The following is an 11,230-nucleotide window of genomic DNA, read 5'->3' on the forward strand; positions in this document are numbered from 1 at the left end:
TGATCTGATTGAAGATAGCGCCATATTAACGCTCAGGATCCCTCCTATGTTCCCCAGCCTATTTATCTCTCACGGTTCGCCCATGCTCGCCCTGCAACCGGGTGCCAGCGGCCCGGCCCTGCAGCGCCTGGCCGCTGAACTGCCACGGCCCAAGGCGATCGTGGTGGTGTCGGCGCATTGGGAGAGCCAGGAACTACTGGTCAGCGGCGGCGCCGCCCCCGAAACCTGGCATGACTTCGGCGGCTTCCCGCGCGAATTGTTCGCGGTCCAATACCCAGCGCCGGGCGATCCGCAACTGGCCGCCGAAATTGTCGAACTGTTGCATGCCGATGGCCTGAATGCCCGCATCGACGAGCATCGCCCGTTCGACCATGGCACATGGGTACCGTTGTCGCTGATGTACCCGGCGGCGGATATTCCAGTGGTACAGGTCTCCCTCCCCAGTCGCATGGGCCCTGCCCTGCAGACACGAGTCGGGCATGCTCTGGCCAGCCTGCGCGAACAAGGTGTGCTGCTGATCGGCTCCGGCAGCATCACCCACAACCTGGGTGAACTGAACTGGCACGCCGGCCCCGAGAGCATCGAACCGTGGGCGCGGGAGTTCCGCGATTGGGTGGTGGACAAGCTGGCTGCCAATGACGAAGCCGCGTTGCACGATTATCGCCGCCAGGCGCCCCATGCAGTGCGCAGCCATCCCAGCGATGAGCATTTGTTGCCCCTGTACTTCGCGCGGGGGGCCGGGGGGCCGTTCAGCGTGGCGCACCAGGGCTTCACCCTGGGGGCCCTGGGCATGGACATCTATCGCTTTGGCTGATGGAGATCCAAATATGGGCCGCCAACCCTTTTCCACATGACAAAAAAAATCCCCGAACCAGTCGGGGATTTTTTATGTGCGATCAATCAGCCCAAGGGCGGATTAATCTTCGCGGTAGCGACGCAGTTTGAGCTGCTTACCGGCAACGCGAGTGTCTTTCAGCTTGGTCAGCAGTTTCTCCAGACCGTCTTCCGGCAGTTCCACCAAGGAGAAGCTGTCACGGACCTGGATGCGACCGATGGCTTCACGTGCCAGGCCACCCTCGTTGAGGATAGCGCCCAGCAGGTTCTTGGCCGCGATACCGTCACGCGCGCCCAGCGCGGTACGGCAACGAGCACGACCTTCAGCCAATGGAACCGGAGCGCGACGCTCACGATCACCACGGTCTGGACGGTCGCCCGAACGCTCTGGACGATCACCGCGTGGCGCGCTGTTCGGAACCAGTGGACGTTCTTTCTCGATGGCTGCCAGGGTCAGGGCTTGACCGTTGGTGGCCTTGCGCAGCAGGGCTGCGGCCAGGGCACGCGGGGTGCAACCGATATCGGCGGTCAGGCGGTCCAGCAGGTCGCCGTGGGTCGATTCAGCGTCAGCCACCAGCGGCGACAGGCTGTTGGTCAGTTTCTTGATGCGGGCATCGAGAACGGCCTGGGCATCCGGCAGGCGGACCTCAGCAACCTTCTGACCGGTGACACGTTCGATCACTTGCAGCATGCGGCGCTCACGCGGAGTCACCAGCAGCAGTGCACGACCTTCGCGACCAGCACGGCCGGTACGGCCGATACGGTGAACGTAGGATTCTGGATCGTAAGGCATGTCAACGTTGAACACGTGGGTGATACGTGGAACGTCGAGGCCACGGGCAGCAACGTCGGTCGCCACAACGATGTCCAGGCGGCCATCCTTGAGGGAGTCGATCACGCGCTCACGTTGGTTCTGGGCGATGTCACCGTTCAGCGCAGCGGCTTTGTAGCCTTTGGCTTCCAGGGCACTGGCCAGGTCCAGGGTCGCTTGCTTGGTGCGCACGAACATGATCAGGGCGTCGAAGTCTTCGACTTCCAGCAGGCTCAATACAGCCGAGGTCTTCTGGTCAGCGTGAACCAACAGGTGAGCCTGTTCGATCGCGGTAACGGTCTGAGTCTTGGTCTGGATCTTCACGTGTTGCGGATCGCGCAGGTGGCGTTCGGCAATGGCACGGATCGACTGTGGCAGGGTGGCCGAGAACAGGACGGTCTGGCGGGTCGGTGGCAGCGCCTTGAAGATGACTTCCAGGTCATCCATGAAGCCCAGCTTCAACATTTCGTCAGCTTCGTCCAGAACCAGGTGGTTCACGGTCGACAGGACTTTCTCGTCACGACGCAGGTGGTCGCACAGACGGCCCGGGGTGGCGACAACGATCTGTGCGCCATTACGGATAGCTTTCAGTTGTGGGCCCATTGGCGCACCGCCATAGACGGCCACAACGGTAACGCCCGGCATTTGCTTGGCGTAGGTTTCAAAAGCGGTTGCTACTTGCAGCGCCAACTCACGAGTTGGCGCCAGGATCAGGGCTTGCGGTTCGCGCTTGGCAGGATCGATGCAGTGCAGGATAGGCAGGGCGAACGCGGCGGTTTTACCGGTACCGGTTTGCGCCTGGCCAATCATGTCCTGGCCGGCCATGATGATCGGGATCGATTGCTGCTGAATCGCCGAAGGTTCTTCGTAGCCGGTCGCAATGACGGCAGCAAGAATGTTCGGGTTAAGATTAAAAGCGGCGAAGCCGCCGGTTTCCTGGGTCATGGGTCTGCCTCTAAGTGCATCCGCAAAGACCCATGCTCCAAAGCTGCGCATGCCGTGTTGAGACTCAAGAGTCGCCCTGGCTGCTTTGTCGGCGGGGATTTGCGAAAACGAATGAATGAAAAAGATTCGTCAAGGAAGAGTCCGCTGTGCGGACGTGCAGCCGAAGCTGACTTCGGGGAATTGCGCTACCTAAACGCGGCCCGGTTAAAGGCCGGCGCGCACTATACCGGAAATAGCTGAAAAAGGGAGCTTTTTTTATCGCCAAGCGCCGATAAACCGCACCGCGTCACAGCCTTTGCAGTTAAGTGCGGCAGGGTCTATTTTTCAAAGGCCCGGCCCTGTTGGCCAGAACACTTAAACGGTTCACCTCCCCCGTGAGACCTTTGGTCTGAAACCTTTCCCTGCGCCCGAGGGCACACCCGATGAATCAAGCCAGCAGCAGCCGCGTCAGCCGTGAACTCCGGGGCCATGTCCTGCTGTTAGGCCTGGACAGGGTAGCCAAGCGCAACGCCTTTGACCTGGATCTGCTCAATGAGCTGAGCCTGGCCTATGGCGAATTTGATCGAAACGATGAGGCTCGGGTGGCGGTGGTCTTTGCCCATGGCGACCACTTCACCGCCGGGCTGGACCTGGCCAATGTCAGCGGCGTGATGGCGGGGGGTTGGCAGCCCCCGCTGGGGGGCTGTGATCCGTGGGGGGTATTCGCCGGCCCCAGGGTCAGCAAACCGGTGATCGTCGCCGCGCAGGGCTACTGCCTGACCATCGGTATCGAGTTGATGCTGGCAGCGGATATCAATCTCTGCGCCAGCAACACCCGCTTCGCGCAGATGGAAGTCCAGCGGGGGATCTTTCCCTTTGGCGGTGCGACGTTGCGCTTTCATCAGATCGCCGGCTGGGGGAACGCCATGCGCTGGCTGCTCACCGGCGATGAGTTCGACGCCCACGAAGCCCTGCGCCTGGGGTTGGTGCAAGAGGTCATGGCCAGCGAAGACCTGCTGCCCCGCGCCATTGAACTGGCCAGCCGTATTGCGCGCCAGGCACCGCTCGGCGTGCAGGCCACCTTGATGTCGGCACGCCTGGCGCGGATGGAAGGCGAAACCGTGGCGGCGGCTGCGTTACCGCCGATGGTCGAGAAGCTGCTCAACAGTGAAGACGCCAAGGAAGGCGTGCGGGCGATGGTCGAGAAGCGGCCGGGGGTGTTCAAGGGCATTTGAGTTGGTAGTAGCGACGCCATCGGGGGCAAGCCCCCTCCCACATTTGGAACTCATTTCAAATGTGGGAGGGTGGTGTGACGATTCGGCTTGCCCCGATGGCGTCGCTACAGACGACTAGGTCGCGGGCCGAATCGCCTTGATCAATGGCTGCAACGAATACCCCAAGCGCGGCGCCAAGGCTTCGGCGCGGGCCGTCAGTGCGTCGATGTCCAATGCCTGATCCAGCTCCGACGGCACCAGCAGGATCACATTGCCCTCCTTCACCGGCAGTTCCCAGTAATGCCGGTGATACAACCCACGCAGCAAGGCCGCACCCAGCGGCTTGCCATCGTCGGTGGCCCACTGGTTGATGACCAGCCAGCCGCTGGGGTTGAGTTTCTTCTGGCAGTTTTCCAGGAATGTCCAGGCCAGGTGCCCGACACCTGGACCGACATCGGTGTACAGGTCGACGAAAATCAGGTCTGCCGTTTCGGCAGTATCCAGCAACTCCAGGGCATCGCCGATACGGATGTACAAGCGCGGGTCGTCGTCCAGCCCCAGGAACTCGATGGCCAGGCGCGGCACATCGGGGCGCAGCTCGATGGCTTCGACATCCTCCAGCGGCAGGAACCTGAGGCAGGCCTGGGTCAACGTACCGGCGCCCAAACCGAGGAACAACGCGCTCTCCGGCTGTTCATGGCACAACGCGCCAATCAGCATCGCGCGGGTGTAGTCGTACTCCAGCCAGCTCGGGTCGGCGGTGAACACACAGCTTTGCTCGATGGCATCGCCGAACTCGAGAAAACGGTAATCGGCCACTTCGAGCACACGGATCATGCCGAAATCATCATGGACTTCGGCCAGCAGGCGCTCGACACGCTCCTCGGTCATCACTACTCCTAAAAGGGCTTACCGCATGGCAAAGGCGCGATTGTCAGCCAACCGGCGGCAACAGGTCACGCACTAATTGCTGATAACATTGGCGTCCGACCGTCAATCAGCCAATCGAGTTCATGATGAGCCAACCCTGGAGCCCCGACAGCTGGCGCGCCCTGCCGATCCAGCAACAACCCCAGTACCCGGACGCCGCACACTTGCTGCAAGTGGAGCAGAACCTGGCCAGCTACCCGCCGCTGGTGTTCGCCGGGGAAGCCCGCGAGTTGCGCCGTCAGTTTGCCGAAGTGACCCAGGGTCGTGCATTCCTGCTGCAAGGCGGCGACTGCGCCGAGAGCTTCGCCGAATTCTCCGCCGCGAAAATCCGCGACACCTTCAAGGTGCTGTTGCAGATGGCGATCGTGATGACCTTCGCCGCCGGTTGCCCGGTGGTGAAAGTCGGGCGCATGGCCGGCCAGTTCGCCAAGCCGCGCTCATCCAACGATGAAACCATCGACGGCATCACCCTGCCCGCCTACCGTGGCGATATCGTCAACGGCATCGGCTTCGACGAAAAAAGCCGTGTGCCGGACCCGGACCGCCTGCTGCAGTCCTACCACCAGTCCACCGCCACCCTCAACCTGCTGCGCGCATTTGCCCAGGGTGGGTTTGCCGACCTGCACCAGGTGCACAAGTGGAACCTGGACTTTATCGCCAACTCGGCCCTGGCCGAGAAGTACAGTCAGCTGGCGGACCGCATCGATGAAACGCTCGCGTTTATGCGCGCCTGCGGCATGGACAGTTCGCCGCAATTACGCGAAACCAGCTTCTTCACCGCCCACGAAGCCCTGCTGCTCAATTACGAACAAGCCTTTGTGCGCCGTGACAGCCTGACTAACGATTACTACGATTGCTCGGCCCATATGCTGTGGATCGGCGATCGCACCCGCCAGTTGGATGGCGCCCATGTCGAGTTCCTGCGCGGGGTCAACAACCCGATCGGGGTCAAGGTCGGCCCGAGCATGAACCCGGATGACCTGATCCGCTTGATCGACATCCTCAACCCAGACAACGACCCCGGCCGCCTGAACCTGATCGCGCGCATGGGTGCCAACAAGGTCGGTGACCACCTGCCTGCGCTGCTGCGTGCGGTGCAGCGCGAAGGCAAGCAGGTGCTGTGGAGCTCCGACCCGATGCACGGCAACACCATCAAGGCCAGCAGCGGCTACAAGACCCGCGATTTCGCGCAGATCCTGGGTGAGGTGAAGGAGTTCTTCCAGGTGCATGAAGCCGAAGGCACCTATGCCGGCGGGATTCATATCGAGATGACCGGACAGAATGTCACCGAATGCATCGGCGGCGCGCGGCCGATTACCGAGGATGGCTTGTCGGATCGCTACCACACCCACTGCGACCCACGGATGAATGCCGATCAGTCGCTGGAGCTGGCGTTCCTGATTGCCGAAACACTGAAACAGGTCAAACGCTAGGATGGACAACTGAACCGGTGGCAAGCGCCAATGCCAGTCAGTTAAGGAGACACACTGTAACTGTGGCGAGCGGGCTTGCCCCGCGTTGGGGCGCGTAGCGGCCCTAAAACCAGTCTCCCGGTTCTACCAGAAGAAATGCGGTGGCCTTATTGGGGCGGCCTCGCAGTCCAACGCGGGGCAAGCCCGCTCGCCACAATCAAACCCGCTTGCAGCAACACGCTTGCTCACTAAAAAAGCCGGCTCACCACACAAGTACCGTGCGCCTACAGGTGCAGCATGGCTATCCGCAACCGGGCGGCACTGGGCCGCTGGCAATTGAGCTGGAGGTGTTCCAGCCCCAGCCAGTCGGCCATTTGCCGCAGGTTCAGCGCCAACGCCTGCATCCCCTCCTCATCCAGCCCCGGCTCTTCCTCGTGCACCGCGTGTACGGCCAGGCGCCCATTGGCGCGTTCGGCACGCAGGTCGACTCGCGCGGCAATGCGCTCGTTGTGCAAGAACGGCAGCACGTAGTAGCCGTACACCCGTTTGTCCTGCGGGGTGTAGATCTCCAACCGATAACGGAAATCGAACAGCCGCTCGGTGCGACTACGCTCCCAGATCAGCGAATCGAACGGCGACAGCAATGCGCTGGCCGACACCTTGCGTGGCACCTTCGGCTCGGGCAGGCAATACGCCGGCTGCTTCCAACCTTGCACCCGACAGCTCAGTAATTGCCCGTCCTCCACCAGTTCAGCCAGGCGACTGCGACTGTCGGCAGGGTCCAGACGGAAGTAATCGCGCAGGTCTTTTTCAGTCCCGATGCCTAACGCGGTCGTGCTGTGCAATAACAAACCACGCTGGGCGTCGGCTTCACTCACCGAGGCTTGAAGCACCTCATCCGGAATCACCCGCTCCGGCAAATCATAGAGCCGCTCAAACCCACGCCGGCCGGCAACAGTGACCAGGCCTGCGGCAAACAGCCATTCGAGCGCGTGCTTTTCATCACTCCAATCCCACCAGGGGCCGGCACGCTCTTCGCGGGTCGACAGGCTGCCAGCACCCAGGGCGCCCTGTTGCTCGACGATCTTCAGAACGCGCTGGATCGTGGCCTGCTGCTCACGCCCGAACCGCGCCATCTGCTGATAGATCCCCTGCCCCTGCTGCGCCCGTTGCATGCGCCAACGCATCAACGGGTACAACGCCATCGGCAGCAGCGAAGCTTCATGCCCCCAATACTCGAACAGCGAGCGCCGTCGCCCCTGGCTCCAGGCGGCCTGTTCAAGCAGCAAAGGGGAGTAAGTGCCCAAGCGGGAAAACAGCGGCAGGTAGTGGGAGCGCACCACGGCGTTCACCGAATCGATCTGCAACACACCGAGGCGCTCAATCACACGATTGAGGTGCGCGGCCCTGATCAGCGCAGGCGCCGGGCGCCCGGAAAATCCCTGGGCGGCCAGCGCCATGCGTCGAGCTTGCTTGAGGGAAAAGGACAGTTCAGCGGGCATGGACATCTCCTTGGGTGCTCGCGACCTACCCTACTGCATCCCAGGTCATTTTCGCAGCGGATCTTCCCAGAAATGCCAGTGGCTTTCCCGCACCACGTCGGCACGACTAAGCCCGATATCCTTGAGCGCCGCGTCGCTCAACGTCGCCAGCAACTGACGCTCATGACGCAGCGTCTGCCAACGCGCGAGCGTCTGCAACAGCCCGAAGAGCGGCCGCTTCCCCAGCCACACAAAACCTCTTTGACCTTTCATCTTCTCGCCCTCCCGTGGGGATGACGCGAGTGTGTACCTGGCCTTATGATCAATCCAACGAATGTTTCTTATGCAATACATCTCGGAGATTGATCAATTGTCCGGCTACCCCAGCATCGACACCGAAGTGCTACGCACCTTCGTCGCCATCGCCGACCTGGGCGGTTTTACCCGTGCGGGCGAACGAGTCAACCGCACCCAGTCGGCGGTGAGCATGCAGATGAAGCGCCTGGAAGAGGATGTGTTGCAGCGCAAGTTATTCGAGCGCGACGGTCGCCAGGTACGGCTGACGCCCGAAGGCCAGGTGCTGCTGGGGTATGCGCGGCGCATCCTGAAACTGCACAGCGAAGTGTTCAACACGTTGCGCGAGCCCCATATGGTCGGGCTGGTACGGATCGGCACACCAGATGACTACGTGATGCGTTTTCTACCTGGCATTCTCAAACAGTTTTCCAAGGCTTACCCACTGATCCAGATCGAGATGCACTGTGAGTCCTCAACGGTGCTGATGCAGCGACAGGACTTGGCGTTGACGGTGATCAGTCGCGAGCCGGGCAACGATCTCGGTGAGTTGTTGCGCACCGAGCGCATGGTGTGGGCGGCAGCGCCGTGCTTCTGCACGGACGAACACGACGCCTTGCCACTGGCCGTTTCTGGCGACGACTGCCTTTACACCCAGTGGGCCTGCGCAGCATTGGAGACGACCGGACGGGATTATCGCCTGGCCTATCACAGCTCCAACGGGGCGGCGATCCAGGCCGTGGTCAGCGCCGGCCTCGCGGCCATGGTCAGCATGGAAAGCCTGGTCACCGACGACCTGCGTGTGCTCGGCAGCGACGACGGCTTCCCCCCCTTGCCGTCGATGAACCTGCGCTTGTTGCGTAACCCGCTGATGGCCTCGCCCATCACCGATTGCCTGGCCGATTACATCGTCGAAGGTTTCAAACTTTAAAGGTCAGCATCACCGCGCACACCACCAGGAAGCCGCAGAACAACCCGCGCAATAACCGCTCCGGCAGCGCATGGGCGACTTTCACGCCCCAACTGATGCTGAGCAGGCCACCGACCGCCAGCGGGATGCCGATCATCCAGTCGACCTCATGGTGCCAGGCATAGGTGACCAGGGTGACGCTCGTGCTCGGCAGCGCCAGGGCCAGGGACAACCCTTGGGCGACCACCTGAGTGGTGCCAAACACACTGGTCAGCACCGGCGTGGCAACCACTGCGCCCCCCACGCCAAACAAGCCGCCCATGGACCCGGAGACGGCACCCAACACCCCGAGCCATGGCCAGGAATAACGCATCTGCGCAGTCGGCGGTGCATTACGCGTGAACATGCGCAGCAGGTTGTAGGCCGACAATGCCACCAGAAAGACAATAAAACCGATACGCATCGCGCCGGCATCCAGGCCCACCGCCCAGATCGAGCCCAGCCAGGCAAAGCTGAAACCCATCACGCCCAGCGGCAATGCGTGGCGCAGCTCGATACGGTTACGCTGGTGATAGCGCCACAGGGCGAGCATCACGTTGGGCACCACCATCACCAAGGCAGTGCCTTGGGCAATCTGCTGATCCAGGCCGAACCATACGCCGAGCACCGGGATGGCAATCAGCCCGCCCCCGATGCCAAACAAACCGCCCATCGTGCCCAGGGCCGCGCCCAATACCAAGTACATCGCTAGATCCAACACCACTTGCCACTCCACAAATCCCAGGCCTTGCATGCTACGCAGTCGGCCCTAGCGCGGATACGCATAGCGACGCACAATGGCTGTGCCAATCTCGCATAAGCATTTGCCCATGAACCCCAATACCCTCACCGACCAACTGAGCCTGTTCCTCGATGTATTGGAGTCGGGTAGCTTCTCCGCGGCCGCACGCCGCCATCCACTGACGCCCTCGGCGGTGGCCAGGCGCATCGACAGCCTGGAAAATTCGGTGGGCAGCCGCTTGTTCCAGCGCAGCACCCATGCGGTGGTGCCGACACCGGCCGGCCTGGCCTTTGCCGAGCGGGCGCGGCGGATTGTCAGCGAGTTGCAACTGGCGCGAGCCGAAGCCGTCTCCCTGAGCCACGCGCCGGAAGGATTGATTCGCGTGGACGCCCCGGCGGCTTTCGGGCGACGGCATCTGGCACCGGTGATTGCAGACTTCCTGAATGTGTATCCGGGACTGGATGTGCACCTGCATTTGATCGACAGTTTTGTCGATATGCAGGGCGCGCATTTGGGCAAGGTCGACCTGATATTGCGCGCCGGGCATATCGTCGATACCCGGCTGATTGCCACGCCGCTTGCCAGTATCGTGCGCATCGCCTGTGCCAGCCCGGCCTACCTGAAAAGCCGCGGCACGCCGACTCATCCGCGGGAACTGAGCGAACACGACGGCCTGGACTGGGATGGCCTGGCGCCGATGTTCGCCTGGCGCTTCGAACTGGACGGGCGCCGCGCCACCTATCGCCCGCAACGTATCCGCATGAGCGCCAACAACGCTGAAGCCCTGCTGTCAGGGGCCCTCGCCGGGTTGGGTATCGCCCACCTGCCGACCTGGCTGGCCAGTGAATACCTGGTGCGTGGCGAATTGTTGCCACTGTTTTGTGAAAACGGCCTGCCCAGCCCGGAAACCACCGGGATCTATGCGCTGCGCCTGGAGCAACAGCCGAATGCACGCAGCCGGTTGTTGCTGGAATACCTGAAATCCCGTTTCAGCCCCGTGCCGCCCTGGGATCTGGCATTGCAAAGCGGACTGGCCTGACCGCTCGGCCAGAATTATCTGGCGCATTAAAGATTTGCCCGCTAGATTCCAGGCCATTGACGCTTTTTCGAGACCCCGCCATGAGCAAAAATCCCGCCCCTTGCGAATCCCTGCTGCTGGACAACCAGCTGTGTTTCGCCCTGCACTCCACGTCATTGCTGATGACCAAGGTCTACAAGCCACTGCTGCAAGCGCTTGGCCTGACCTACCCGCAGTACCTGGCAATGATGGTGTTGTGGGAAGAAGATGGCTTGACCGTCGGCGAAATCAGCAGCCGCCTGCTGACTGATCCAGGATCGCTGACGCCCCTGCTCAAGCGCCTGGAGGCCGAGGGCCTGCTCAGCCGCACTCGTAGCCGCGAAGATGAACGCGTGGTCGTGGTGGAACTGACCGAGGCCGGGCGTACCTTGCAGGAAAAGGCCATGGGGGTCCCACAGTGCATCCTCGGTGCCAGCGGCTTGGAGCTGGAGCAACTGCGCAAGTTGCAGGCGGATTTGATTGCGTTGCGAGGCAACCTGCAGAACGCGATCTAAACACAACAGCAAAACACTCAACATGTGGGAGGGCGCTTGCTCCCGATGGTGGTGGGTCAGTCAACCA

Annotated in this window: 11 protein-coding genes; 6 read left to right on the plus strand and 5 right to left on the minus strand. The window is 61.9% G+C overall.

Annotated features, from left to right (window positions below):
- Positions 1–46: 46 nt before the first annotated feature.
- Positions 47–814 carry a DODA-type extradiol aromatic ring-opening family dioxygenase gene (locus ACODSV_RS12930; RefSeq protein ID WP_024074234.1) on the plus strand — a complete coding sequence of 256 codons (768 nt, stop codon included), beginning with the start codon at positions 47–49 and terminating at the stop codon, positions 812–814.
- Positions 815–916: 102 nt separating this feature from the next.
- Here ACODSV_RS12930 and ACODSV_RS12935 read toward each other — a convergent pair whose 3' ends face one another.
- On the minus strand, positions 917–2,590 hold the full coding sequence (locus ACODSV_RS12935; protein ID WP_150054309.1) for a DEAD/DEAH box helicase: 1,674 nt from the start codon (positions 2,588–2,590) through the stop codon (positions 917–919).
- 422 nt (positions 2,591–3,012) lie between these two features.
- Here ACODSV_RS12935 and ACODSV_RS12940 point away from each other — a divergent pair, with 422 nt between their 5' ends.
- A complete protein-coding gene (locus tag ACODSV_RS12940; RefSeq protein WP_069075563.1) occupies positions 3,013–3,804 on the plus strand; it encodes a crotonase/enoyl-CoA hydratase family protein in 792 nt (263 codons plus the stop codon).
- Positions 3,805–3,918: 114 nt separating this feature from the next.
- Here ACODSV_RS12940 and ACODSV_RS12945 read toward each other — a convergent pair whose 3' ends face one another.
- On the minus strand, positions 3,919–4,674 hold the full coding sequence (locus tag ACODSV_RS12945; protein ID WP_150056551.1) for a spermidine synthase: 756 nt from the start codon (positions 4,672–4,674) through the stop codon (positions 3,919–3,921).
- Between the two features lie 125 nt (positions 4,675–4,799).
- Here ACODSV_RS12945 and ACODSV_RS12950 point away from each other — a divergent pair, with 125 nt between their 5' ends.
- Complete coding sequence (locus ACODSV_RS12950) at positions 4,800–6,146, plus strand: class II 3-deoxy-7-phosphoheptulonate synthase (RefSeq protein WP_041160874.1); 1,347 nt, start codon at positions 4,800–4,802, stop codon at positions 6,144–6,146.
- A 263-nt stretch (positions 6,147–6,409) separates the two neighbouring features.
- On the opposite strand, the gene ACODSV_RS12955 is transcribed toward ACODSV_RS12950, so the two are convergent.
- Both ACODSV_RS12955 and ACODSV_RS12960 read right to left on the minus strand, forming a co-directional pair.
- Positions 6,410–7,627: a winged helix-turn-helix domain-containing protein gene (locus tag ACODSV_RS12955; protein ID WP_150095314.1), complete on the minus strand. Its 1,218-nt coding sequence runs from the start codon at positions 7,625–7,627 to the stop codon at positions 6,410–6,412.
- Positions 7,628–7,672: 45 nt separating this feature from the next.
- Positions 7,673–7,879 (minus strand): DUF1127 domain-containing protein, encoded by a 207-nt coding sequence (locus ACODSV_RS12960; RefSeq protein ID WP_223817884.1) that lies wholly within the window; start codon positions 7,877–7,879, stop codon positions 7,673–7,675.
- 70 nt (positions 7,880–7,949) lie between these two features.
- On the opposite strand from ACODSV_RS12960, the gene ACODSV_RS12965 reads away from it, so the two are divergent.
- Complete coding sequence (locus tag ACODSV_RS12965; protein WP_024074227.1) at positions 7,950–8,831, plus strand: LysR family transcriptional regulator; 882 nt, start codon at positions 7,950–7,952, stop codon at positions 8,829–8,831.
- On the opposite strand, the gene ACODSV_RS12970 is transcribed toward ACODSV_RS12965, so the two are convergent.
- Complete coding sequence (locus ACODSV_RS12970; protein ID WP_150055645.1) at positions 8,821–9,570, minus strand: sulfite exporter TauE/SafE family protein; 750 nt, start codon at positions 9,568–9,570, stop codon at positions 8,821–8,823. The genes ACODSV_RS12965 and ACODSV_RS12970 overlap by 11 nt on opposite strands.
- Before the next feature lie 109 nt (positions 9,571–9,679).
- On the opposite strand from ACODSV_RS12970, the gene ACODSV_RS12975 reads away from it, so the two are divergent.
- Both ACODSV_RS12975 and ACODSV_RS12980 read left to right on the plus strand, forming a co-directional pair.
- Positions 9,680–10,630: a LysR family transcriptional regulator gene (locus ACODSV_RS12975; protein WP_024074225.1), complete on the plus strand. Its 951-nt coding sequence runs from the start codon at positions 9,680–9,682 to the stop codon at positions 10,628–10,630.
- 80 nt (positions 10,631–10,710) lie between these two features.
- On the plus strand, positions 10,711–11,163 hold the full coding sequence (locus ACODSV_RS12980) for a MarR family winged helix-turn-helix transcriptional regulator (RefSeq protein ID WP_024074224.1): 453 nt from the start codon (positions 10,711–10,713) through the stop codon (positions 11,161–11,163).
- Positions 11,164–11,230: the final 67 nt, after the last annotated feature.

It is taken from the genome of Pseudomonas sp. FG86 (assembly GCF_057808775.1).